The sequence below is a fragment of the Paenibacillus hodogayensis genome, assembly GCF_039536325.1.
Taxonomy (GTDB): Bacteria; Bacillota; Bacilli; order Paenibacillales; family NBRC-103111; genus Paenibacillus_AB; species Paenibacillus_AB hodogayensis.
On record NZ_BAAAYO010000006.1, the window covers coordinates 609,025 to 633,434 of the forward strand.

Genomic DNA, 24,410 nt, shown 5'->3' on the forward strand with positions numbered 1-24,410 from the left:
GAACTATTCAACGCCGGGGGCCGTTTTCCTGCATAAGCCGAACAAAAGTTTGGGTTTTCCGTCATTCCCCGTACTTGTAAAAAAACAGCAATCGCTCCGCCGCCGTCTGCGGCTCGCTGACCGGCTCGTCATGCCGGAACGCCTTAACCGCCTTTCCGAGAGGCTCCCGGTAGCGGCCCGCCGGCTCGATCCAGCCCCCGACCAGCCGGAACAGCTGGAACAGCACGACCGTCAGCACGACGAATATCGCGATATATTTGGCGCGAATCCACCATTTCCTCCATCCGATAATCCACATGGCCCGTCCTCCGCATGGCACGAAATTCGCGTTCAGCAGCCGATTCGCCGCTTTTGTACCCAGATTATGAGAGGACGAGCCGATTTATGTCCCGGGCGACCGTAAAATGCCAAAATCCCCGGACAAGCGTGAACCACGCTGCCGGGGATTTCCCGTTATTCCGTCTCCGGAGGTTGTACTTTGTCTTTGCACCGATGGCAGATGCCTTGAAAATCAAGCCGATGATCCAGCACCTTGAATTGAAACTCGCGCTCCAGCCGTTCCTCCAGCGGAGTAAGCCAATCGTCCATAATTTCGTCGACGGCCCCGCATTGCACACAAATCAGATGGTGGTGATGATGCCGCGTGCTGTCGCTGCGAAGATCGTAGCGGGCCACGCCATCGCCGAAGTTCATCTTCTCCACCACGTGCAGCTCGCTGAGCAGCTCCAGGGTCCGATACACGGTAGCAAGCCCGATTTCGGGCGCTTTATCCTTGACGAGCATGAAGACGTCTTCCGCGCTCAAATGATCTTCTTCATTTTCCAATAATACGCGCACGGTCGCTTCGCGCTGGGGTGTCAGCTTGTAGCCTTTGGATTGCAATTGCTGCTTGATTTTTTCGATACGCGCTTCCATGGTCCTCCCCCTCTTGAGCGCTTTCGCGTGTTGCTTCCCGTCCGATTTCCATATAATTAAAGAAACCGCCGCATTCTCATTATAGGGGGAGCGGCAAAACAAGTCAAACTTTTTAGAATGATTTTAAAAGAGCTACGGGTTCTTGCTTTTGAATTCCTGAATTTTTTTGACCGACGCTTCCTCTGCCGTGCGCAGCGCCGTGTTCACGTCCATTTTGTCCATCGCGATATTATTGCCCGCCGCCGTGTACTGACCGACCAGTTCGGCGTCATAGATGCCTTTGGCCGGAATCGGGGCGAACTTGTTGTAGAAAATCGCCTTCCAGTTGCGGTCCTTGTAAGGCGATTCTTTGCCGATCTCCTTCTTGACCGCTTCGTCGTTCAATACCGGCATAATGCCCTTGCGCGCCATCCCGGTCTGGAACTCCTCGGAAATCATATATTTCAGCACTTCCATAGTCGCTTCTTTGTTGCGGACCATATTCGTCATGCCGAAGTACACCGGATACGATTGCGAGCCGACTCCCTTCTCCACCGTCGGGAACGAGACAATATCCCAGTTCAGCGATTTCAGCTCCTGCTCCCAGACGTAGATCAAGCTGGACAAATAACCGAACATGCCGACGTTCTGATCCTTGACGAACATGTTGATGTCCGGGATTTTATTGATCTTTTTCATGCCTTCCAGATAGTCGGGAACCCGCATCGGGTCGAGGAAATACGTTTGGAAAAACGATTTCCAGCGCTCGTCCTTGTTGATTGTCGGCGTATCGTTTTGCAGATCGGCATCGGGAATGGCCATGGGATTCAGCCGAAGCGTATGGGCCGGCGAATGGGTGAACCCGAAATACTGCGTGCCTCCGTCGACGCGGGTCAGCTTTTTGGAGAGCTCGACCATTTCGTTCCACGTTATGCCGTCCTTCGGATAGGGGACGCCGAACTTGTCGAACAGCGTTTTGTTGTAATAGAGCACCAGATTGCTCGTAAAGATCGGGAGTCCGTACAGCTTCCCTCCCGAAGCTTGCTTGACGGCTTCGAGAACGGTCGGGTCGAGCTTGCTCAGATCGACCTTCTGGGCTTTGATCAGCTCGGTCATATCGTATTGAATGCCGGCGGGAAACGCGGCCGCTTCAAAATTGCCGATCGACTGGAAAAAAATATCGAATTTCGTGCCGTTGGCGATCAGATCGGCCAACTGCGTGCCCGTACCCGTCCGCTGGATGTACTTGATCGTCCAGTTGGGAAAATGTTTGCGCAGCGCGTCGCCGAACCGGTAATCGAAGCTTTCGACCGGATCTCCGTTGCTCGAATAAAAAACGACCTCGGCCGGCTCCTTCGTAATATCCTTCTCCGGCGATTTTGCGGGATCCCCGCCGGTTCCGCCGCTGCTGCAAGCCCCCAACAGCCCTGCGGCCAGCGTCATGGCCGTCAACGTTTTCGTGCGTTTGTTCAGCATGTGAAAAATTCCCCCTTCTGTTTTTTGCAACCGTTCCGGAAATCGATTTCTTTATTCGGTTTAACAAGCGAATTGTCATCAATACCGGAAGGGTACACCGTTATGAAAGCGATTTCTTAATTCTTATCTTAAGTCCGTTGCAAAGAAATGTAAAGTTTAATTTTATAAAAATATTATCGTAAAAATGTAATCGTTACATTTTTGTGCAACTTTTTTTTCACCATCCCTCATGGTATGATGGAATATAATCGTTTGTTTGTCGGACTATACGAAAGGAGTACGCATGATAACGCTAAAAGATATCGCCAAGGCTGCCGGCGTAACCGCCGCTACGGTTTCCCGCGCGCTAAACAACGAACCCGGCGTCAAAGATCGGACGCGCACCAAAATCATCGCGCTAGCCAAAGAGATGAACTACTTGTCCGGTCCGGCCGCGAAGCGCAAAGCTGAAACGCGGCAAGGCAGTATAGGGGTTCTCTGGAATCGTCCTTATGGCTTGTTCTTCAACCATCTGTGCCTCGAGCTGCAGCGGCAGGCGGCTTTGCGCGACCACTACACGATCGTTTCCTTCGCGAAGCCCGACGAGGCTCTTCGCCACTTCAACGACCATCTGGTCGATAAAGCGATCTATTGGTGCGGCCCAGGATGGAAGCCGAGCCTCGAATTTTTGCAAGCCAAGCAGCAGTTCCGTGGAAACATGCTGATGCTCGGGGGCGCGAGCCTGGATGGCACCCACCGGCTGGAGGTTGACCGGAAGGACGCGATGCTGAAGGCGGTCCGGCATCTGGCCGGTCTCGGACATCGGCGCATTGCGTTCGTGGGCAGCGCTTCCGATAAGCAGATGGGGTATACGATCGGATTGCTGGAAAACCAGCTGGAATACGACCCGGATTTTCTCATGAACTGCCATACCGACATCGAGCTGTCTCAGGAACAGGTCGCCAAAGTGCTCCGCAAGAACGATCCAGACCGGGCGACGGCCGTTATCGTCGACAGCCACGGCAACCTATTTTCGTTCATTCAGGCGATTCGCAAGTTGGGCCTTCGCGTTCCGGAAGATTTCTCCTTGATCGTTTACGAGAGCATTCCGGAGACGGAGAAGCTGCTGGACGTACCTATCACGTACGTAGGCCCGAACGTCCGCGAACTGGCCGAACGTTCGATCGGGCTGCTTCTCGGCGACGACCCGCTTTCCGAAGGCGAGTGGCACAACCAGACCATCTATCCCGAATTGATCGTCCGACACACGACAGCCACGCCCCCCGGCTGATGCCGACAAGGAAGTCCCCTCACTACCCGATTTGAGCGGCCACCAGCATCGGCGTCACCCATTTGATCATCACCGGGGACAAATAAGCCTCGAACAATGCCACGCCGAACAACAGCGCGGTCATGACGACGGTGGAAGACGTATATTTGACGAAGGTCGGGTACAGAGCCCCGCGCTTCTGCATAAACCGGTTTTTCACGATATACAGGGAAAAAGCGCACGCTCCGACGCTGCACATGACCAGTGCCGGAATAACGATGAGATTTTGCGGCGCGATCGACACGAAGGCGAACAGCATGCCTTTCCACGACAGCTGCCCGACCAGATAGCCGACCGAGAAGCCGATCAGCACGCCCTTCAGAAAATCGAGCAAAAAAATGAGCGGCAGCCCGATCACGGACAAGCCGAGCACCCAAATGAGACCGATCCATTTCAGGTGAAGCGCGAAGGAGTCCCAGAGCGCTGCCGTTCCTCCGAACTTGTTGCCCTGATCGACGATCTGGATAAAGCTGTTCACATGCCGGGCCATCTCTTCCTTCTGTCCGGGCGAAAGCGCATTGACCATCAATGCCCCGAAGACGACCCCCATGACGAACAGCACCGAGACGAACAAATAAAGCGGCAAATGATCCTTCATATACAATCGCATCTGGTAGTTCCGATTCATGTTCGCTTCCTCCCCTTGTCCTGCTGCATCCAATATATGAAGGCAAGGGGAAAACTATGTCTATCGGATTGGAATCTTTCGCGGATCGCTAGTCTATCCAAGAACGAATGATAGGGAAGCCTGTTTCATTCCGAGAACAAGAATAGCCCTCCGTCGAGGGCCACAGTCTTCCAATGGAACATTGGCCACTAGGCCGAGGCAGGGAACGTTCAGGAGCGCTCCCGAGATACTTTGCCGTATCGACCTCCGCCTCCTACCTCCAATTGCAGCGTTCCGGCCCTCGCTTGCGCGATATAGCCGGCCAGCTCTACTCCGACGGCTTCCCGCAGCTCTTCCAAGCCGACCCGGTGCAAAATGTTCATCTCCGTGCCGAACCGCTCCAGCAGCGTCTGCAGCTTCTTCTTCCCAAGCCCGGGCATATATTCGAGCGGCACCTGGAACTTATACGGCGGATGATGCTCCGCTATGCGGGCTTCGTCGCGGCCGGCAATCGAACGGATTCGGTCCATCACGCCGCGGACGATTTTCGGACTGCCGCAATACAAGCAGCGTTCCGCCGCTATTTGCGCTTCATCCACGATCGAATCGCATGCCCCGCAGTAGGTGCGGTGGTATTTGCCGAGACGCGGGTTAAGCCCGTAATTGGCCGCTATGCGCCGTCCCCCCTCGCGCCCCAGTGCGAGCTGCAATTCGCGAAACGTCGGCGCGGCCAGCTCCAGCTCGTTGTACTCTCGGCCGATCTTGCCGAGCGAATGGGCGTCGGAATTGGTCACGAACGAATACTGGTCCAGTTCGGGAAGGAGGCTGGCCATCTCCGTATCGGCAGACAGGCCGAGTTCTACGGCGGCTACCCGGTCCGGGTCGAGCATATCCGCCAGATGGCGCGCCCCGCTGCCGAACAAGCTTTTGTAAGGGGTAAAAATATGCGCCGGGATCAGCATCCCGCCCCGTCCCACCGCTTCCTCCTGAAGCCGGCGGGCTGGCAGGTACAGGCGCTGCGAGCTTAGCCCAACGTTTTTCATATGCGGCCGCAGCCAGTCGGTAAATTCGCGCATTGCCTGAAGCGTTGGCAAGTAAACGAGCAGATGGGCCGCCCCGAGTCCCTCGTCCTTAACCTCGATTTCGCTGCCGAGCATGATCGTCGTCCGGCCGTAGCGGATGCCCCCGCCCTCCAGCTCGCTCATTTCGCCTTTGTCCAAATAATGCATAATTTCTTCCTGCACGAACGGCGACTGGCAGTCGATAATGCCGACGATATCGATCCCTTTCCGGTCGGACGCTTCTTTGGCGATGTTGTAAAAGGTCAGGTCGCGGCTGCCGCTGATCTTCACCGGTTCGCCTTTCTCGGTGCGGCCGATATGGATGTGCAGGTCGGCCCAATAGCGGTTCATAACGAATACGAGCCAGTCAGACGATGCAGCTGCCAGGCGTAGACCGCGGCAATCGTCTTGGCGTCGCTGATCCGGCCTTCCTCGATATACCGCTTGGCGGTATCCAACGTTATCGCTTCGCAGTCGATAAATTCGTCCTCGTCCGGCTTTGCCGTTCCCGGCGTCAGCTTGTCGGCCACGTACAAATGCAGGATCTCGTCGGCAAAGCCGGGCGACGTATAGAAGGAGCTTAACAGCCGCACCTCCGAACAAGTGAAGCCGGTTTCCTCCTCCAGCTCGCGCATGGCTGCGGAAGCCGTGTCCTCGCCCGGCTCCAGCTTCCCGGCGGGGATCTCCACCTGACTGCGGCCGAGCGGCTTGCGGTACTGCTCGACGACGATCATCCGGTCTTCATGAATGGCCAGTACGGCAACGGCCCCCGGATGCTTGACGATTTCCCTCGTCGCCGTTTCCCCGTTTGGCAGCAGGACGCGATCGACCTGCAAAGATATGATTTTGCCCTGGAATACAGGCTCTGTAGCGATCGTCACTTCTTCGTACTTGGATTTGCCCGACATCGTGTCATCTCCTCATTTTCCGAAACTTCATTCTCTCTCGCGTCTCGTTATTTCGGGCATAGCTTGTCCGCCGGACGCATACGTTGATAGTATACCAGACTTTCAAACGAATGATGAGGACGGGATGAGCGATGAAAAGCTATATAACCGAGACGCAGCTGAGATTGGTCGGAAAAAGCTGGGAAATCCGCGCGCAATTACGCAGCATGTCCGCTGCGGCAGGAAGCGGCCAGGACGGGCTGGCCGCCCTGCTGCCCAAGCTTATCGACGGCCGCCAGCAGCCGACAGAGCGGCCTGCGCCGCCGCGCATACCGTCAGGAAAAACGCCGGATCGTCGCGTAGTTGCCTTCCCATCGTCGTAATCGGCGCATCGTACGCCGCCAGCCGCCGCTCCGCCTCCGCCAATCCGACGCCGGGCACCCAGAGCGGATCGTGCCGATCGGCACAACCCGACTCCTCTAACTGCCGGCGGATCAACCGCTTGTGCGGTTCCTCCAGTTCGTCCGGCAGCGGGATTGCCGCACGGGCCAGCGCCAGCTTGCCGAGCGTTTCCCGCACATGATGGCTGACGCCCCGGTGCCGCTCGCGCGCTTCGGCGAAGCTGACCCGCGCCATGACAACGGGCTTTCCGCCAAGCGCACGGACGGCATGCACGAGCTCGGCCAGCTCTGTCGCCGTATGGCCAAACGGCGTGCCCGTACCGACAATGCCCGGCCCCATGGTCACGATTGCAATATCCGCGCCTTGAACGTGCCGCGCTGCCAGAAGCGCGGTATATTTATTGACGGCTTCCAGGTCGCCGCCGTAGGCGTGGCCGTATGTAACCGTTCCGTCCAGCCAGCCCGAGGCTCGCAGACGGGCCGTATGGCCGCTTAATACGAGCGGCAGCGCCCCTCCGTCCGTCATGATGTACGACAGGCGCAGCGAAACCCCTTCCCCGCTGCCGCGTATCCAGGCCACCGCCACCGGGAGCATGCTGTGCAGCTCCCCGATCAGCACCGGCATGCCGTCCAGCTGGCGCGGCTCGGCAAACAGCCGGCGATGCGGGCTCGCCTCCTCCTCTACAGCCAAAACCGCCCGCTGCTGAGGCATATAGCGCAGCTTCATAATATGACCGGACTGGAGCTGGCCTTGCTCCTGGGCAAAGCTTTCCCGTTCCTCGTCGTCGCCCGGGTACCTTTGCTTGGGGCTTGCGCCCAACCCCGCCGTATTCTCTTGCTCTGCTTCCGCTCCTTCGCTTGCCGAAGCCTCGTCGGGCTCCCTACGCTCCGCTACGTCGTGAATCAAGCAAAGCCCCCCGTCGAGCCCGAGGGCGGCAGCGGTAACGTTGACGACCACGCGATCCCCGCAGACGAGCGGCGGACGAACGTCCGTGTAATGAACAGCCTGCCGTAAGGTTCCGTCCGCCTCCATCACATCCACTTGCTGTACGCCCGAACGCAGCTCGGCTGCGCCGACAACCGTTCCGTCTCTCCATACGATCATGCCGTTCCCCCTTGTCAGGCGGCTTGCATCCGCCGGCTTTTATGGAAGTGTATGGACACCGGCAGCGATTTATGAGCTGCAATTCCGCTGTTGTCCGGCTCCGCTCCAAATAACGGTCGGGTTCCGCATCGTCTGGATGCGTAAGTCCCGGGACGGCAAAAGGACCTGCTGGCGCTGCCGGCAGGTCCTTCTCTTCTTTTTTAAACGCTTGCCTGTATAATCTCTACAGCGACATTTGCAGAATACGCAGAACGTCGTCGCGCTCCAGCTTTTTGAACGAGCCGAGCGGACCGAAGCGAACCGCTTCCTCCGCCATCCGTTCCAGCTTGTCCGCTCCAATCCCGAACTCGGCCAGCGTTGCCTGGGCGCCGATGCGGGTAAAAAACGCCCGGGTGCGCTCGATGCCGGCCAGCGCCGTTTCTTCCGGCGTCTTTCCGGACGGATCGACGCCCCATACCCGAACAGCATATTGCACGAACCGATCGATCCGTTCTTGGTAAACGTATTTCATCCAGTTCGGGAATACGATGGACAAGCCCGCTCCGTGCGGGATGTCGTAGATCGCGCTGATTTCGTGCTCGATGCCGTGCGAGGCCCAATCCTGCTGCACGCCTACGCCGATTATGCCGTTCAGCGCCATCGTGCCGGCCCACAACAGATTGGCTCTAGCGTCGGCATGCTGCGGATCGGCCAGCGCCAGCTCGACATTCTCGATCACCGTTTGCAGAATCCCTTCGCAAAACCGTTCCTGAAGGGGCGTATTGGCGGTCAGGCTGAAATATTGCTCGAATACGTGCGACATAATGTCGACCGCGCCGTTCACCGTATGGCTCGCAGGCACCGTATACGTCAGCTCCGGGTCGAGAATGGAGAAGCGCGGATAAGCGAACCGGCTGCCGAACGCGCGTTTTTGCTGCGTTTCCCAATTCGTTATGACCGAGTTGCCGTTCATCTCCGATCCGGTCGCGGCCAGCGTCAGCACGGTGCCGAGCGGCAACCCCTCGCGGATGACCGCTTTGCGGATGCAAAAATCCCAAACGTCCCCCTCGTAAGGAACGCCGACCGCGATCGCCTTCGCCGCATCGATCACGCTGCCTCCTCCGACAGCCAGGATGAGGTCGATCGAGTGGGCGCGCGCCAGCTCGATGCCTTTATGAACGGTCGACAGGCGCGGATTGGGCTCCACGTCCGGCAGCTCGTACATGCGTGCACCGATCGCGTTCAACTGAGCGATCACCTGATCGTACAAGCCGGTACGCTTAATGCTTCCGGACCCGTAGACCAGCAGCACGTTGCGACCATAGGGTTGGACAAGCTCGCCGAGCTTGCTGACGGTGCCGGGACCGAAAACGATTTGTGTAGGGTTCTGAAACTGGAATGAATTCAACGCGCAGCAGCTCCTTTTTCTATAAGTCTGTCTTTATTATAACGTGAGGGCGGACAAGAAGCTCTTCCGGACCCGGATCGTTTACGGCGGACGGTCCATTGCCGGTGCGTTCCTCCTCTCTGTTACCCGCAGTAGGTCCTGCCTTTTATTTCTCTTTATCAGACCATATGTGTATGCTCCAGGTCTAGCTTTTTCGCCGCCTTAGTATGCTCCATTTTGCGCAAAGAGAAGCGCCGTCGCTGGCAAACGGCGTGCTTGCGCGCAGCCCGGCAGCGAGAGGATACTTCTTTTGGCACGTATGGCTGACTAACCGCTATCAGGGCCGCTTCGTCTCTTCGTATAGTCGGATGATTCGAAGCGGCGGTTGCGCACCTTCGCGTGACAGCACAATATTGCCATCTGCCTTTACCGTATACATGCCAAAGTCGCTCACCCTTTGCATGGAGCCGCTGATCGGCACTCTCATTACCGATCCATTGGAATTTTTCGTTTCCTGCCATTCGCCTCTCTCATCGGGCTGATTGACATCGCCCAACGTGACATATGGCGTCAGCTTCCCATCCGTATCCAACTCGTACATTCGCTCGTAATCCGCCACATAAAACTTCCCGCCCACCGCTGCTGCAAAACGCAGGTTTTCATCATCCAGCTTGGTGACAAGCCGAGTATCTCCATTGGTCGGATTCACTTCGTGCAGCTTACGGGACACCAAGTCCAAATAATAAATGCTGCCTTCCTTGAACGTCGCCGCCAGCTTGGCTCCGCCCTCGCTTTTATCGATCGGCGCCAGCGGAATCGCCGAACCCCCAGCTTCCGATGTGTATATTTGGCCGTGTACGATATCGCTGAAATAAACTTGCTTGCCCTCAGCAAGTAGAAAATTACTGCCTGAAGGGACCAACGATCCGTAGTCTCCATGTGTTACCATTTCAATTGTCCCGCCCGGAACGATGCGGTATACGACGCTGGATATGCTGCTCTTGTAGAAAGCTTCGCCGGTTTGATTATATGTGGCGTTCGTATTGTACGCCAGCAAGTAAACGCTATCGCTCGACTCGTCATAATATAAAGTTTCCGGGGCGAGGTTGGTGTAGGGAAATTCTCTCTTACCTTTCAGAAGCTCGGTATAGCTGAAGTTAAATCGGCTGTCGAACTTATCCAGCAGCACTTCCACCCGTTTTGTTTTCGCATCGTATTTGAGCAGCCCGACGGCTCGGTCCTGTCCGAACAGCACGTAAACGCTTCCGGCCTTGTCTGTCACGATGCTTCGTGGCCGGATAGCGATATTACGCAAATCGGCGTTCATATCTTTCATGTCGATCAACGCTTCCATCCTGATCGGGTCCAACTTCGTCCGCGTCGCGTGAACGTTCTTCGCGAGTTCTTTCTCAGATTCATTGGCCGCTTGTTTTGCAGCATCTTTTGCGGGCGACTCGTGCTGTGAAGGAGACTCTTCCTGGCGCTTGGACATGATCGTGATCGTTCCAGCAGCAGCATCGAACTGGACGTCTTTATCCAAGTTTTCGGCAATAAATCGCAACGGGACCATCGTCGATTCATTCACGATTTGAGCCGGCTGCTCCAACGACTCGGTCCGATCGCCCACACTTGCCGTCAGACTACCGATCACCAGGCGAAGCCGGAAATCCTCGTACCGAATCGCGATCGCATTCTCGTCCCCGAGCCACTCGACATTGGCTCCCAGCGCTTCCGATATGGCGCGAATCGGAACCATCGTCGTATCACCAATCCGCGTCGGCTCGACGGGCAGTACCAAAGCTTGGCCGTCCACTAGAGCCGTCCTGCTGTTTAAAACGATTGTAACCGACGAAACCTTCCGCGCATCCGTCGTCGGTGTTAGCCCTTTCTCGGCATAAGCCGCATTCCCCCCAAGCAGCAGACCAATGGCCAGTGCGAAGCCGAGCGTTCCCTGTTTGTTCATCTGCAATTCCTGCTTCCCCTTGAATTTAAAACTCTTTCCAAGTCACATTTGCTCTTCCATCCTACTGTTTGTATGGGAAAAAATGCAACCCCCGACAATCCCGTAAAATGCTGCCTTGACTTCGAAACGTCCAACATATTTGTCGGCTATCTGCCGCTAGGATGGGCAATTCCCTCGAACAAACATCTGAACATACATTCGCTTATCCGTTCTGCCGTCCTCTTAACGTGGCTGCAGAAACGATCCGTTTGCGCGTATTTGGAGCTGTAACCAAAAAAGGCGCCATCGCGGGCGCCTTTTCCGTGTTCACTATTCGCTTGCCGCCTCCGTCACAATCGCCACCACGAGCTCGGTGACTGCCGTCAGCTCGGAAATCGGCATTTGTTCCTCGGTCGTATGGATGTTCTCGTAGCCGACGGCCAGATTGACGGTCGGGATGCCCATGCCGTTAAACATGTTCGCGTCGCTGCCTCCGCCGGTGTGGAACGTGCCCGGCTGACGCCCGATCTTCTCCAGCGCCTTCATCGCCAACTGCACGACTGGCGCACTCTCGTCGTATTTGTAAGCCGGGTAGATGACCTGGCTTATAAATTCAACCGTGGCGCCCATATCCTGGGCGGCCGATTCGCAGGCGTGCTTCATCGCTTCCAGCTGACGATCGAGCTTCGCCTGCTCGCGGCTCCTCGCTTCCGCGGCGATATCGACGCGTTCGCAGACGATATTCGTGGCACCGCCCCCGGCAAAGCTGCCGATGTTCGCCGTCGTCTCGAAATCGATCCTGCCGAGCGGCATGCGGGAAATCGCCTTGCTCGCAACTTGAATCGCGCTGACGCCGTCCTCCGGATTGACCCCGGCGTGTGCCGAGCGGCCCTTGATCGTAATCTGAATGCGCGCCTGCGTCGGCGCGGCCACCGCGATTTGACCGACTCGGCCGTTCGAATCGAGCGCGTAGCCGAATTTTGCCTTCAACGGAACGGACGGACGCTCCGCCATCGCCCGCGATCCGAGCAAGCCGGATTCTTCGCCCGCGGTAATGACGAACAGCAGCTTGCCATGCGATATGCGCTGTTCCCTCAGCACGCGGATCGCCTCGATCATCGCCGCAATGCCGGCCTTGTCGTCGCTGCCCAATATCGTCGTGCCGTCGCTGCGTATGTAGCCGTCCGTGTCCACGCGGGGCTTGATCCCTTTGCCCGGCGTTACGGTGTCCATATGGCAGGTGAACAAGATCGCCGGAAGATGCGCCTTGTCCGGCGTTGCTTCCAGCGTACAGATCAAGTTGCCGGAGCCATGGCCGGTTACCGCGGCCGTATCGTCCTCGACTACGTCCAGTCCGAGCTCGCCGCCGAACAGCGTTTTCAACGCCTCGCTGATCTCCCGCTCGTGCTTCGTCTCGCTGTCGATTCGGACCAGCTGCAAAAACTGCTCGACCAATCGATTTTGTTGAATCATCTGACTTTCCTCCCGGACATGGATTAAGGTACAATACAGATATGCGTCATTATCGCTCCAAGTATAACCTAATTCAAGGAGTTGAAGCTGTTGTTCAGCAAAAATTTCGTTAAAATCATGGTATATCTGATGCTGTTCGCTATGGTCTCGTCCGTCATTCTGTATACCGTAGGCGTTTTCCTCGGCTGATTGCCCGTTCCCCGGAACCGTTCAAGCTCTGGCTCGATCCCGCAAAAACCGGGCCGGAGCCGCGTATTCGGACATGCATCCCTTGCTCCGCAAGGGGTCCGGTCCGTTTCGCTCCTCTAAGAGGTTTTCGCTCTGACTTTGTATCAGTACAGCTTGGTTTCCATATTGAAGCTTTCCAGATTTTCCTTCACCCGCTGCAAAAAGCGCCCGCAGATGACGCCGTCCAAAATCCGGTGGTCCAGCGACAAACATATGTTGGCCATGGAGCGAACCGCAATCATATCGTTGATCACGACCGGTCGTTTGACGATCGATTCGAACGTCAGGTTGACCGCTTGCGGGTAATTGATGATCGGATACGACAAAATGGAACCGAACGATCCGGTATTGTTGACCGTGATCGTGCCTCCCTGCACATCGTCCAGCTTGAGCTTGCCGGAACGCGCCTTGCGGGAAAGCTCGTCGATCTCGCGCGCGAGACCCGCGATATTTTTTTGATCCGCCTTTTTAATGACAGGCGTAATAACCGAATCCTCGGTGCCTACGGACAACGAGATGTTAATGTCGCGCTTGATGATAATTTTGTCGACCGCCCAAACGGAGTTCATGATCGGGTAGTCCTTGATCGCATTGACGACCGCCTTCAACACGAACGCCAGGTACGTCAAGTTGATGCCTTCTTTTTTGATGAATTCGTCCTTGATCTTGTTCCGCAGGACGACGAGATTGGTCACGTCCACCTCGATCATCGTCCAGGCGTGCGGAATTTCCGCCACGCTCTGACGCATCCGGGTGGCGATCGTGTTGCGGATCGGCGTCACGTCGATAATCGTCTCGCCGCGGCCGTCATTGCCGCGACCCTCGACCTCGATCTTCGGGATCGGCGGCTCCTCGGATAGATGCAGTCCGGTCGAGCGCACCGGAACTTGGGGCACATCGGGCGATACCTGCACCTCGGCGGCCGTGATGATGGCAGCCGCGCTGCTGTCCGTCGTCCGGGAACGCTGAGGGCCTCCCTCTTCGACGTATCGCAGCACGTCTTTGCGGGTAATGCGTCCGCCCAGTCCGGTTCCGTTGAGCTGCTCCAGCCGGATGCCGTGTTCGGCCGCAAGCTGCTGCACCGCCGGGGAATACCGGTTGCGCATGCTGACATCCGCCCCAGCGGTCCCACCCGCGGCAACGACTGCGGTCGAAATGCTGGCCGTCGGCGAGGCTTCGCTTTCAGCTACTGATCCAGACTCCCGTATAATCGCCACCTCGCCGCCTACCGGAACCGTCTCGCCTTCCTCGGCCAACAGCTCGACCAGCGTACCTTCCACCGTCGAGGGCAGCTCGGCGTTTACTTTCTCCGTAATCAGCTCGCAGATCGGTTCGTACTGCTCTACGTAATCGCCCGGCTTCTTCAGCCATTTGCTGATCGTCGCCGACACGAGCGATTCCGCAAGCTGGGGAATGACGATCCGGGTGCCCTGCGCTTTCGTTTCCTTCATAATCCGCTAACCTCCCCGAGCGCTTAATTAATATAAGGCCAAGTTGCGCATAGCTTCCATTACTTTATCTTTGTTTAGCATATAATGCTTCTCCAGCACGGGGCTGATCGGCATTGCCGGAACGTCCGGACTGCACAGCCGCTTGATCGGGGCGTCCAGTTGGAACAACAGTTCCTCCGCGATGATCGCGGATACTTCCGCGCCGACGCCGCCGGTTTTGTTGTCTTCGTGAATGATAAGCACTTTGCCGGTTTTGGCCGCCGCGGCCAAGATCGCTTCGTTGTCTAGCGGCTGGATCGTGCGCAGGTCGAGCACGAGCGCCTCGATCCCTTCCTTGGCCAGCTCGCTTGCCGCCTCCAGAGCGAAATGCACCGGCAAGCCATACGTAATGACCGTAATGTCCGAACCGTCTCGCTTTACGTCCGCCTTGCCGATCGGCACGACGTAATCATCCTCGGGCACTTCGCCCTCGGCGAACTGATAACATTTTTTGTGCTCGAAGTAAAGAACGGGATCGGCGTCGCGGATCGCCGCCTTCAGCAGCCCTTTGGCATCGTATGGCGTGGAAGGGAAAACGATTTTCAACCCCGGTGTCCCGAAGAAGATCGATTCCGTGCATTGCGAATGATACAAGCCGCCGAAAATGCCGCCGCCGATCGGCGCGCGGATAACGACCGGGCAGCCCCAGTCGTTGTTGGAGCGGTAACGGATTTTGGCCGCCTCGCTAATAATCTGGTTGGTGGCCGGCAACATGAAGTCGGCATACTGCATCTCGGCTATCGGCCGCATGCCGTACATGGCGGCTCCGATTGCGACTCCGGCTATGGCCGATTCGGCAAGCGGGGTATCGATCACGCGCGTTTCGCCGAATTGTTCGATCAACCCCTTCGTCACCGTAAAGACGCCGCCTTTATAGCCGACATCCTCGCCGAGCACGAACACGTTGTCGTCGCGCACCATTTCCTCGCGCATCGCCTCGCGAATCGCCGTCAAATAGTTCTGAACCGCCATCGGTTACACCCCTTCCTCTTCGGCATAGACGTGCTTGAACAAGTCTTGCGTATCCGGGAACGGAGCCTTATCGCCGTATTCGGTCGCTTCCTTGATTTCCGCAACGAGCTGCTCGCTCAGTCGAGCGTCCTGCTCTTCGCTCCAAATGCCGCTTTCGATCAAATACGCTTTGTAGCGCGGTATCGCATCCTTGCCCCGGTGCATGTCGACTTCTTCCTTCGTCCGGTAGGCCAGGTCGTTGTCCGAGGTGGAGTGCGGCGAGAGCCGGTACGTGACCGCCTCGATCAGCGTCGGACCGTCGCCGCGAATGGCGCGCTCGCGGGCTTCCTTGACGACGCGGAACACTTCGAGCACATCGTTGCCGTCAACCTTGACGCCCGGGAAGCCGTAGCCGAGCGCGCGGTCGGCGATCGAGCCGGCCACCTGCTTATGCAGCGGAACCGATATTGCGTATTGGTTATTTTCGCACATGAAGATAACGGGCAGCTTGTGCACGCCGGCGAAGTTGCAGCCTTCGTGAAAATCGCCCTGATTGCTCGAGCCGTCGCCGAACGTGGTGAACGAAACGATCGATTCGCCCTTCATCCGCGCAGCAAGCGCAATGCCGACCGCATGGGGCACCTGCGTCGTAACGGGCGACGAGCCGGTAACGATGCGCAGCTTGCGGTGCGAGAAGTGACCGGGCATTTGCCGGCCCGCACTGTTCGGATCGCCGGCTTTCGCAAAGAGCGAGAGCATCAGCTCCTTGGGCGTCATGCCGACGGTAAGCACAAATCCGTAATCCCGGTAATAGGGCAAAAAGTAATCGCGATTCCGGTCGAGCGCATACGCCGCGCCGACTTGGGCCGCCTCCTGTCCGATGCCGGAAACGTGAAAGTTGATTTTGCCTGCACGTTGGAGCAGCAGGGCGCGTTCGTCATACTTTCGGGCCATCAGCATGAACCTGTACATGTCAAGCGCTTGATCGTCGGTTAGCCCAAGTTGCTTATGCTTCGTCAATTGACCGATGGACATGGGGCTTCAGCCTCCTGATCGGCCGAACGGATGCGGTGTCAGACACCTTCGCTCGCCGGAATGATAGTGGGACCGCAAAAAACAATTAGTATCAGGTCTTAAGAGTTGACGCTATAAGTATATTATAATCGCTTTGGCGTATGAATACAATTTGAACATCCGATTCGCCGAAACCTTATCCGCCGATGGACAGCCCGTCCACCGCCAGCATCGCTTCCCCCAACGCTTCGGACAGCGTCGGATGAGGGTGGATCGAACTGCCGATCTCCCACGGCACGGCATCCAGCAGCTTGGCCAGCGCCGCCTCAGCGATCAGCTCGGTCGCCTGCGGACCGATGATGTGAACACCCAGCAGGTCGTTCGTCTTCGCATCCGCCACCACCTTCACGAAGCCGTCGTTCTCACCATAAACGAGCGCCTTGCCTAACGGCTTGAAGGAAAACTTGGCGGTCTTGAGCTCGCGGCCTTGCTCGGCCGCCTGTCGCTCGGTCCAGCCGACCGAGGCCACCTGCGGATGGGAGTATACGCAACGGGGCACGAGATGCGCCGCATGCGGCTTGGACGATTTGCCCGCGGCATGCTCCGCCGCGCATATGCCCTCATGTCCGGCTACATGGGCGAGCTGCAAGCCGCCGTTCACGTCTCCGACCGCATAAATGTGCGATTCGCCCGTCTGCAGCCATTCGTTCACTTTGATGACGCCCTTCTCCAGCCGGACGTCGGTATTTTCCAGACCGATCCCGTCCGCATTGGCCACCCGGCCGACCGATACGAGCATCGTTTCGGCCATAATCCGCTCCGTCTCCTTGGACGTCTCTATCGACATCGAAACGGTATCTGCCCCTATCTCGACCGTGTCGGTCAACAACCGCGCCCCCGTCATGACACGGATGCCGCGCCTTTTGAACAGACGCTCCAACTCTCTCGACACGTCCTCGTCCTCCGTCGGCAGCAGCCGCTTCTCGGCTTCGACAAGCGTTACCTCCACGCCGAATTCGTGCAGCATCGTCGCCCATTCCACGCCGATCACCCCGCCGCCGACAATGACCATCGATGCCGGAAGACGGTCCAGCTCCAGCGCATGATCGCTCGTCAAGATACGCCGCCCGTCGGCCTCGATTCCCGGCAGCATGCCCGGTCGCGATCCGGTAGCAATAATGAGCTGTGCCGGCACGAGCGTCTCCGACTCCCCGTCCTCCAGCTCCACGGCCACCGAGCCGCTGCGCGGGGAGAAGATCGAAGGGCCGATGATGCGCCCGTTGCCCCGTATAATGTCGATCCGGTGCTTCGTCATGAGATATTGCAGCCCTTTGTGCAGCTGCTCCACGACGGCCGATTTGCGCGCCTGCGCTTTGGCGAAATCGAACGAAATCGCCCCATCGGCCACGACGCCGAATTCGTCGGCGCGCTTCATCGTGGCGTACACTTCCGCGCTGCGCAGCAGCGCCTTGCTCGGAATGCAGCCGCGGTGCAGACAAGTCCCCCCGAGCTTGTCCCGCTCGACGATCGCCACCGATTTCCCAAGCTGCGCCGCGCGGATCGCTGCGGAATAACCGCCGATTCCGCCGCCGAGCACTACCAGATCGTATGTTTTGGACATATGTATGTTCCTCCCGTCTTTCGAAACGATGCCTTTATTGTACCAAAACCGAGTAAACTTGCATAAACGATGCCACAAATAATTAACTGAATTGTCTGATATTCCTTTGCGGTACCGAAAGAATTATACCATCTTTTCAGACGTTCCGCTCTATATGCAGCAAGCCCTGCTCCTGTCGGATAGACCGACAAGAAGCAGGGCGGCTGCGGCGTGTTTTTCAAACGAACTGCAATGGCTTGCGGACGATTTATCTGGAATTTATTTCTTGAATCGCTTTGTCGGCGGCTTCTTGCGAGTCGCGCAGCGAGGTGTTGATATCGGCCTTGTCGTTGCCGATGTTCTGGATCATCGGCACGTACGGGCGGATTGCCGCGGAGTGTAAATCGCCCCTAATCACAGGCTGCGGCGTTAATTTGTTGTGGAATACCGCTTTCATGTTCAGCTTTTCGACGCCGGGCAAATCGGCTCCGAACTGGTCCTTGGCCGCCTGCAGCTTGATCGCCGGCGGAAACCCGATGCGGCTGTTGCCAATCTCTACTTCATCCGAGGCCAGGAATTTCAAAATTTCCCAGCCCTCGTCTTTGTATTTCGTGCTCGGGCTCATCATCAGGATCGATGCGGCCGGCGAAACCCCCTGGCCTTTGGCGTCGTCGAATACGGGCAGCGCCGCAATATTGAAATTCAAGTCCTGCGCACCGAGGAACGGTTGAAAGTACGCGGACCACGGCAGCATGGCAACTACCTTTTGCTGCATGAAACCGGCGCGGTCTTCGACGATCTTTTCCGGACGGTTGCCTGGAATCGCATACAGGTCTTTGACGAACTGCATAATCCGGTTCCAGCGCGGGTCGCTCAAATAGGTCGCCTTCCCGGTCTTCGGATCATAGGGGGACAGGGCGTACTGCTGGTAAAAATGACGGGTGAGTCCGATATCCAGCCCGCGGTACTGGACGCCGTTGTCGCTGCGCGTCACTTTCTTCGCCAGCTCGAGCGTTTCATTCCAGGTCATGCCATCCTTCGGATACGACACCCCGAACTTGTCGAACAAATCTTTGTTGTAGAACAGCACAGCCGATCCGACCTGCCAAGGCAGCGCGAATATTTCGCCTTTGTCCGACTGGTCCTTGACCATCTGGAGCGCGCTGTCGTCGAAGCGGGATAAATCATAGCCTTCGCGCTTGATGAACGCCGTCAAGTCCATCGCCAGACCCAAAGCTTTCATGTCCGCGATGCTCTCCTGAAACCCGATCCAGAACAGGTCGATTTGTTCGCCGGAGGCAAGCAGCTTCTCTATATTGGAGCGCGTAAACCCGTTGCCGACCGTCTTGATCGTCACGTTCGGGTATTTGGCCCGAATACGCGCGCCGATTTCCTGCTCGAAAATTTCATTGGACGCATTGTTGAAAAACGTCAGGGTGATCGGCTTCGACATATCGACAACCGGCGCCTTCGGCGTTTCGCCCGCTGCTTCGTTCGCAGGAGGCGACTTCGTTTCGGCTGCGCCGCCGGCGCACGCGCTGATCGTCATGGCCGTCACCAGTATGGTTGCCCATGTTAGATACCCTTTTCTTGTGTGGTTCATTTCGGAATCCCCCTATGCCTTCTATTTGGTCTCTCTGACTGTCTCCATAAGTTGCAATGCACATCTGTAACGGTGGCGTTTAACTATCGTGAACCCGTGAAAGCCCGTCATAATCGGCATGATGCTCGGGAGGCCGGTTTCCGTCGCTCTGTCCCCGGCTCTCCCCATCTTCCGGATACTCCGTGCGCGGACGTTCATCCTGTCGGGCAAGACCGCCCCATACGGCCGCCATCGGCATCGTCGTAACCGTCACCGCGTTGCTTGGATCGGACACGTAGCCGAAGCTGTTAGTGCTGGATACGCGAAACGTATAGCCTGTCTCGGCGGACAGCCCGGAGACGGTGAACGCCGTGCCGTAGGTGCTGCCGACCACGGTGTTCCCTTCGCCGTATACCGTATAGGTCACCGTTCCGACATTGGCCGGATGCGGGTCCCAGGCGAGATTGACGGAATTCGGCGATACGGACGTGTAACGGACATGAAGCGGCGCTTCCGGCTTATAGTCGCGCAGCGCAATCGAGCCTGTGCGGGCGATCAGCCCGACATAACCCGTCTCCTTGATATAGCCGCTGTAGGAGTCGACAACATCGATCACCGAATGACCGTCAACCTTTAGCACGATTCGGACGCCGCCCGGCACATCAATCGCTCCGAATTCCACCAAATGATTGCTGCCGTAGGTCAAATACGTGTTCGGCAGCGCATTTCCGATCAACGGCGTAAATCCGGCCACATTGCCGTACAGAACGGTGCGTTCCCCCTTATTGAAGCGGTGCAGCTCTATCGCCGACGGACTGAATACAAACAGATAAGTTTCATTCGTCAACGCATTATACGGCTGGTCGTCCTGCTGCGAGCGGAAAGCGAGCGCATGCCAGCCGCCGGTGTCCTGGATCGTCATTTGCACCGGAATGATCTCGCTCGCATACTGCCGGCCCTGGAACATTGCGAGTCCGGTCGGCGTGCGGAGCGTGATTAGCCCGTCGGACGCCGTCTTTTCCGCCGTGCCGTTCACGTACCAATAATCCGGCTCGTCGATCATCGTTTCCGTCAGGGCGAGCTTGACTTGCACCGGGAAGGCATAGGTTTCGGCCGTCCCCTCGACGATGGCCGTAATCTCGATATTCGCAATGCCGACCGCTTTACCGGTTACGATTCCGCCGGCGGTTACAGTGGCTACGCCCGGGTTGTCGCTCGCGAAGGCGACGGAGTCGATCGGACGCGTTCGGCCGTAATACGTTGCGCTGGTTACCGTAAGCGCAAGCGATTGGCGCGGCATTAGCGCCGGTTTCGTGGTCGTGACGGTTAGCCCATCGTATGCATCGTCCACGTAGACGCCGTGTACGACCGGAACCGGAACGCCGTTAACGGTTGCGGTGAAAGTCGTCTTGCCCGGACCGACTGCGGTGACGAGACCCGCGCTGTCCACGGTCGCCACGGCCGGATTGCTGCTGGCAAACACGATCGTATACGCGCTCAGGTCCATTGCCGCACCGCGCTCCGACAAAGCCGCCTCGATCTGGAGCGGCGCCGAATGTCCCGATTCCAGCTCCATCTCCCTCAGAAACAATCTGGCTATCGGCTCGGCCGGACGCAGATGGCGGTAGGCGGGCTGCAAGCCCGCGTTCCGGATAATCGTCAGCGCGGCGGACGGCCATTCCGCATTTTCGCTCAACACCGTTCCGGTCACCGGCGTATTCGTGCCGTTGTTGACCAGCTTGGGGGTATTCGTATACGTGCGGTTGACGGTAATGTCGCGAATCGTCGTTGTCCAAATATGCAAAAAGTTCGGAGCCGTTTCGACCACGTTGTCATAGGTCTGCCAGTAGTTGCTGCCTTCATCGAAATAGATGGCGCCTTGACCGACGTCGTGGTCGCGCAGCAAGTAGTTGCCGGAGACGACGCTTGGCTCCGCAACCGAGCCCCCGGTCGTCCCGAGCGTGTAAATGTTCCCGCCGTCGTTCAGCTTTTGCATCACGTCGTAGATCAGGTTGTTTTGTATGCGGACATTGCGCGTGTTCGAGGTCGGGCTGGATGCCCAGCCGTAGCCGACGTGCAGTCCCGAATAAGGCACATCGCCGATTTCGTTGTGCGATATGTCCATATCGACCGGATAACCGGCGGAAATGGCCGCCGCCGAGTAGTAGTCGACGCCGATGTTGCGGATCAGGTTGTTGGTCACGTCGTTGTTCCGGTTCAGCCTGCGCGCATCGGCCGTCTCCTTCTGGCCGGACGTCACGTCGCCGACTGCGATCGCGCCGCCCGAAATGTCCGTGAAGACGTTGCCGGCAATCCGGCTGTCTTGGGTGCCTTCATCCGTCTTCAAGCCGATCGAGCCGAGACGGCTGAATCGATTGCCCTCGAACGTGATGAAATGCGCTTGCTGCACATGAACCGCTCCGTCCATCAACCGGTCCCCGATTCCGCTGCCGGTTTCCCGGATATGGCTGTTTTGCGCGTCGGCATGCCCGTTGCCGGTGCTCGGTCTGAGCCAGGCCGCATATTCGAAACGCAAGCCGGAAAAGGTCAAATGGGCAACCGGCTGATCGAGACTGCTGCCCTGAACGCGCATCAGCTCCTCCAGTTCGGGGGCAACGACCTGAGCCGACCCCATCTCTTCGCCCGGGCGCGGCTTGTAGTAAAACATGCCGGTCGTCCGGTCCAAATACCATTCCCCCGGCTCATCCAGCAGCTCGTAGGCGTTCTCGTAATACCACGGAACCGTCGCGCTTGTCGATCCTTTGTTACGCAAGTAGTACCAGCCCGGCTGCTGCATGACGATCGTCGCCACGCCTCCGCTCGCCGTAATGGAGTCGACCTTGCCGCGGGGGCTGGTCCATTTTTGCTTATATACCATCTCGATGTCGCGGATATTGCCCCAGCCGGCCAAAAACGTATCGGTAGTCGTATGCCCCGTCTCATTGTGCGTGGCGGCGCTCAAGCCGCCCGCACTGCGCGCGCGCACGGCGCGAACACCGTTTACGTACAATTGGCGCGTATCCAAGTCGCCGCCGCCGTATGCTTTGTAGATGTTTTTGGCGGCGTCATGAAGCGTCCAGCCGGCAATCGTCCTTCCTCCGCTAATGACCGGACTTTCGCCCGGGTACTCCCGGTAGATGACCGAGAACCCGTTTTTCCCCGAATCCCGTTCATCGAAAGTAAGCGTGCTCGCCTTGATGCTCCTGATCTCGCTCAGCGTCTTGTCGTTCTTGAACAGTGACTCGGTGCGGATTGCATACGGCTGGACGTATTCGCCCTCCCGCAAATAAACCGTGATGTCCGAGGCCATGCCTTCCGTCAACGTCCGGACTTTATCGCGCGCCCTCTGAATCGTGCGGAACGGGTTCGTTATCGTGCCGATGTTGTCGTCGTCGCCGACGACCGGGTCGACATAGTAGGACGAAGACGGACCGGAGTCGATCCTTTCGGAAGGCGCGCTCGCGTAAGCGATTCCGGTATCGTAAGCATCGGCCGGAGTCGCCTCGAACTTGACGAACTGATTCAGCATGGCGGCGGTCACTGTCAGCGTCCGGCCCGTTGCGCCGGCGATCGCGGCGTAGGGACCGGCCTTCGAGCCGCTAATCAGCCAACGGTACGTCGTCCCCGACTCGGTGTCCAGGTCGCTGTCGATATAGTCGTACATCCCGGTCAACAGCTGCCCGACGGAAGCCATCCCGGCTATACGCACCTGCTCCGCGGTCGGCGCTGCACCCTCCCCGACCAGCAAAGGCTGGCTGTAGACGAGCGTGCCGGAAACCGGTTCGACCTTCGTTCGCGGGGTAACGCCGAACTTGACGTATTGGCCGAGATCGGCCGCTTGCACGGTGTACGAGCTGCTTGTCGCCCCCGGTATGAGGGTGAAGGCTCCGGCTGCCGTCTCGCTAATATACCAGCCAAGCGTCGAGCCGGATTCCGCATTCCCGTTCGCATCGACGTAGTCGTAGGAGGCGGCAAGCAGTCGACCGGGTTTCGCCTGACCGGCGATCGTTACCTTGGAGGCGGCCGGAGCTTTCGGCACGGGATCCGGCGTGCTCGCCGACAATGTGACCGCGAACTGCGCATGGGCAGAGGCGTTGGCCGCCGACTCGGCGCGGATCGTGATCGTGCCGAGCGACGCGAAAGCGCTTACCGAAAGCAAGCCGCTCGACGGATGAATCGATACACCGGTCGGGCTGCCGACGACCGACCAGGAAAGCGCTTGTCCGTTCATCCCCTCGGTCGTTCCCATCTGGTTCGTCATCGAGGCCGTGTAGCTGTACGTATTGGCGGCGTTGCCCGCCAGCGGAACGAGGGCGCTCGGGCTGCCGGCAATCGCAACGGTTTGCGGCGTCGCCGGTTCCACCTTCACCTCGTCCACATAAAAGCTAACGTACTGCCCTTGTTCGTTTTTGGGCTCGCTGCTGAGCGAATGCTGGATAAACAATCTGGCGTTATCGTACACGAAGCCAGAGCCGGGATCGGTCGCCGAGGTCGGGAACGTTTTCATTCCGCGCAGCAGCTTCCATTCCGTATTCACCGAGCCGCTCGCCATGATCGGATAGTTGGAGCTGCCCCACTTGACCCCGCTCTGGTTCAGATACAGTCCGACCTCTGCCGCGCCTGCCTCCCGCTTCACGGCCACCGAGAAATAATACGTCTTGCCCGGCTCGAACTGCATCCCCGGCTGCCCGATATTGCCGGAATAGACCGACGGCCGCATGATCTTGGCCGATGCGGTTCCGGCATACGCTTCCGACGTGCTTTTGGAAATCGTCGATCCAACTGCGGTCCAGCCGCTCAGATCGGTTTCGAAGCCGGGGTTCACGACCAGATTCTCCGCATTGGCCCGGGGCGCGCCGAGAAGCCCGCTTGCTGCGATCATACAGAAGGCAAGGCCAAGGATACCGATAACCTTGCGAGCATAAAGAGAGGGAAGATTGGACTGTTTCCATATGTCTGTCGCTCCATCCGGTCGCCGTGCTTTCGTCGCGTACTGCATACGCGCACCTCCTCAAAGGAATGTG

19 protein-coding genes are annotated in these 24,410 nt (G+C 57.9%); 3 read left to right on the forward strand and 16 right to left on the reverse strand.

Features of this window, described 5'->3' with window-relative positions; translation table 11 throughout:
- Window positions 1–61 precede the first annotated feature (61 nt).
- The 3 genes from ABD796_RS13885 to ABD796_RS13895 form a co-directional block, all read right to left on the reverse strand.
- Window positions 62–298 carry a DUF4227 family protein gene (locus tag ABD796_RS13885; protein ID WP_344908702.1) on the reverse strand — a complete coding sequence of 79 codons (237 nt, stop codon included), beginning with the start codon at window positions 296–298 and terminating at the stop codon, window positions 62–64.
- 155 nt (window positions 299–453) lie between these two features.
- The gene (gene fur / locus ABD796_RS13890) at window positions 454–915 is read right to left on the reverse strand and encodes a ferric iron uptake transcriptional regulator (protein WP_344908703.1); all 462 of its coding nucleotides are present in this window, start codon (window positions 913–915) and stop codon (window positions 454–456) included.
- A gap of 132 nt (window positions 916–1,047) precedes the next feature.
- Window positions 1,048–2,370, reverse strand: a complete 1,323-nt coding sequence (locus ABD796_RS13895; RefSeq protein ID WP_344908704.1) for an ABC transporter substrate-binding protein — start codon at window positions 2,368–2,370, stop codon at window positions 1,048–1,050.
- A gap of 283 nt (window positions 2,371–2,653) precedes the next feature.
- Between ABD796_RS13895 and ABD796_RS13900 the strand changes: the two genes are divergently transcribed.
- A complete protein-coding gene (locus ABD796_RS13900; protein ID WP_344908705.1) occupies window positions 2,654–3,640 on the forward strand; it encodes a LacI family DNA-binding transcriptional regulator in 987 nt (328 codons plus the stop codon).
- A 22-nt stretch (window positions 3,641–3,662) separates the two neighbouring features.
- Here the strand turns inward: ABD796_RS13900 and spoIIM are convergent, their stop codons facing one another.
- The 3 genes from spoIIM to ABD796_RS13915 all read right to left on the reverse strand — a co-directional run bounded on the left by spoIIM (window position 3,663) and on the right by ABD796_RS13915 (window position 6,255).
- On the reverse strand, window positions 3,663–4,307 hold the full coding sequence (spoIIM, locus tag ABD796_RS13905) for a stage II sporulation protein M (protein WP_344908706.1): 645 nt from the start codon (window positions 4,305–4,307) through the stop codon (window positions 3,663–3,665).
- A 209-nt stretch (window positions 4,308–4,516) separates the two neighbouring features.
- On the reverse strand, window positions 4,517–5,698 hold the full coding sequence (locus tag ABD796_RS13910; protein WP_344908707.1) for an endonuclease Q family protein: 1,182 nt from the start codon (window positions 5,696–5,698) through the stop codon (window positions 4,517–4,519).
- Window positions 5,695–6,255 (reverse strand): NUDIX hydrolase, encoded by a 561-nt coding sequence (locus ABD796_RS13915; protein WP_344908708.1) that lies wholly within the window; start codon window positions 6,253–6,255, stop codon window positions 5,695–5,697. Before ABD796_RS13915 ends, ABD796_RS13910 begins: the two co-directional genes overlap by 4 nt.
- Window positions 6,256–6,386: 131 nt before the next feature.
- Here ABD796_RS13915 and mciZ point away from each other — a divergent pair, with 131 nt between their 5' ends.
- Window positions 6,387–6,617 (forward strand): Z-ring formation inhibitor MciZ, encoded by a 231-nt coding sequence (gene mciZ, locus ABD796_RS13920; RefSeq protein WP_344908709.1) that lies wholly within the window; start codon window positions 6,387–6,389, stop codon window positions 6,615–6,617.
- Here the strand turns inward: mciZ and ABD796_RS13925 are convergent.
- From ABD796_RS13925 to ABD796_RS13940, 4 genes are all read right to left on the reverse strand, one after another.
- Window positions 6,517–7,740: a DUF3866 family protein gene (locus ABD796_RS13925; protein WP_344908710.1), complete on the reverse strand. Its 1,224-nt coding sequence runs from the start codon at window positions 7,738–7,740 to the stop codon at window positions 6,517–6,519. The genes mciZ and ABD796_RS13925 overlap by 101 nt on opposite strands.
- Before the next feature lie 223 nt (window positions 7,741–7,963).
- On the reverse strand, window positions 7,964–9,127 hold the full coding sequence (locus ABD796_RS13930; RefSeq protein ID WP_344908711.1) for an iron-containing alcohol dehydrogenase: 1,164 nt from the start codon (window positions 9,125–9,127) through the stop codon (window positions 7,964–7,966).
- 316 nt (window positions 9,128–9,443) lie between these two features.
- Window positions 9,444–11,069 (reverse strand): stalk domain-containing protein, encoded by a 1,626-nt coding sequence (locus ABD796_RS13935; protein ID WP_344908712.1) that lies wholly within the window; start codon window positions 11,067–11,069, stop codon window positions 9,444–9,446.
- 309 nt (window positions 11,070–11,378) lie between these two features.
- Window positions 11,379–12,521, reverse strand: a complete 1,143-nt coding sequence (locus tag ABD796_RS13940; protein WP_344908713.1) for a M20/M25/M40 family metallo-hydrolase — start codon at window positions 12,519–12,521, stop codon at window positions 11,379–11,381.
- A 90-nt stretch (window positions 12,522–12,611) separates the two neighbouring features.
- Here ABD796_RS13940 and prli42 point away from each other — a divergent pair, with 90 nt between their 5' ends.
- On the forward strand, window positions 12,612–12,710 hold the full coding sequence (gene prli42, locus ABD796_RS13945) for a stressosome-associated protein Prli42 (RefSeq protein ID WP_344908714.1): 99 nt from the start codon (window positions 12,612–12,614) through the stop codon (window positions 12,708–12,710).
- 143 nt (window positions 12,711–12,853) lie between these two features.
- Here the strand turns inward: prli42 and ABD796_RS13950 are convergent, their stop codons facing one another.
- From ABD796_RS13950 to ABD796_RS13975, 6 genes are all read right to left on the reverse strand, one after another.
- Complete coding sequence (locus ABD796_RS13950) at window positions 12,854–14,200, reverse strand: dihydrolipoamide acetyltransferase family protein (RefSeq protein WP_344908715.1); 1,347 nt, start codon at window positions 14,198–14,200, stop codon at window positions 12,854–12,856.
- A gap of 27 nt (window positions 14,201–14,227) precedes the next feature.
- Complete coding sequence (locus ABD796_RS13955; protein WP_344908716.1) at window positions 14,228–15,211, reverse strand: alpha-ketoacid dehydrogenase subunit beta; 984 nt, start codon at window positions 15,209–15,211, stop codon at window positions 14,228–14,230.
- Between the two features lie 3 nt (window positions 15,212–15,214).
- On the reverse strand, window positions 15,215–16,225 hold the full coding sequence (locus tag ABD796_RS13960; RefSeq protein ID WP_344908717.1) for a thiamine pyrophosphate-dependent dehydrogenase E1 component subunit alpha: 1,011 nt from the start codon (window positions 16,223–16,225) through the stop codon (window positions 15,215–15,217).
- A 175-nt stretch (window positions 16,226–16,400) separates the two neighbouring features.
- Entirely contained in the window at window positions 16,401–17,825 is a 1,425-nt protein-coding gene (gene lpdA / locus ABD796_RS13965; RefSeq protein ID WP_344908718.1) for a dihydrolipoyl dehydrogenase, read from the reverse strand.
- A gap of 247 nt (window positions 17,826–18,072) precedes the next feature.
- A complete protein-coding gene (locus tag ABD796_RS13970; RefSeq protein ID WP_344908719.1) occupies window positions 18,073–19,407 on the reverse strand; it encodes an ABC transporter substrate-binding protein in 1,335 nt (444 codons plus the stop codon).
- A 79-nt stretch (window positions 19,408–19,486) separates the two neighbouring features.
- On the reverse strand, window positions 19,487–24,385 hold the full coding sequence (locus tag ABD796_RS13975; RefSeq protein WP_344908720.1) for an Ig-like domain-containing protein: 4,899 nt from the start codon (window positions 24,383–24,385) through the stop codon (window positions 19,487–19,489).
- Window positions 24,386–24,410: the final 25 nt, after the last annotated feature.